Genomic DNA, 998 nt, shown 5'->3' on the forward strand with positions numbered 1-998 from the left:
GTCCTGGACCTCCTGCGAAGGCCTGCCGCCCGCCGCCAGGGCCTTGCGCACCGTTTCGTCCACAGCTTCCTTGCTGTCCACGGAGAAGGCTGTGATGGCCTCCGTGGCGCCAGTGGCATCGGCAACTTCCCTGGACGTGAACGTCTTGAAGAATCCCTCCACCAGCAGCATGACGAAGGCGTTCTCGTTGATGATCATGCAGGTGGCATTCTCATCCGTGTAGTCCGGGTTGAAGGAGAAGCCAAGGGCCGTGAAGAAGTCCACCGACCGCTTGAGGTCCTTGACGGGCAGGTTCAGATAGATTTGAGTAGCCATGGCCCCCAAGTTAGCACCGGTCCGCCGCGGCTGTCTGCATCGCCATGGGCCGGACCCCTTGCACGGTCAGTGACCGTAGAATACCCGTTCGAACACAGCCCGGGCACGCCGGCTCAGGCGCAGGTAGTCCTCCTCCAGCGCCGCAGCATTGCCTGGTTCGTAGCCGCACCAGCGCGCCACGGCCTCGAGGTCCCGCCTTGAGGAAGGCAGGAGATCCGACGCTTTGCCGCTCCAGATGACATTGGCCGAACGGATCCTGCTGGCGAGCCGCCAGGCCTCGGCCAGCAGCTTCGCATCGGCCCCGGAGAGCAGGTGCAGGGCAGCAGCAGCATCAAGTGCCTCGATCGTGGACGTCGTCCGCAACTCGTGGTGCTTGCCGGCATGCTGGAGCTGAAGGAGCTGCACCAGCCACTCGACGTCACTCAGCCCCCCTCGGCCAAGCTTCAGGTGGCGGGCCGGATCAGCCCCGCGCGGCAGGCGCTCTGATTCAACCCTGGCCTTAACCCGCCGCACCTCCCTGACGTCATTCTCTGAAATCGTTGCGGGATACCTGATGGGGTCTATCAAGGCCAGGAAGTCGTGGGCCAGGGCGTCGTCGCCAGCCATCGGCCGGGCCCGGAGCAGCGCCTGCGCCTCCCAGATCAGGGACCACCGGCGGTAGTACTCCGCGAACGAATCCAGGG

1 protein-coding gene and 1 pseudogene are annotated in these 998 nt (G+C 64.9%); both read right to left on the bottom strand.

The annotated features are described in order from the left end of the window. Positions 1–315 (bottom strand): VOC family protein (locus DBR22_RS20340; protein ID WP_108600489.1); only part of this gene is annotated, 315 nt, incomplete at its 3' end. Positions 316–381: 66 nt separating this feature from the next. Beyond that, a pseudogene (locus tag DBR22_RS24875) lies at positions 382–998 on the bottom strand (bifunctional [glutamine synthetase] adenylyltransferase/[glutamine synthetase]-adenylyl-L-tyrosine phosphorylase); the annotation flags it as partial.

Source organism: Arthrobacter sp. HMWF013 (assembly GCF_003061105.1).
Classification (GTDB): Bacteria; Actinomycetota; Actinomycetes; order Actinomycetales; family Micrococcaceae; genus Arthrobacter.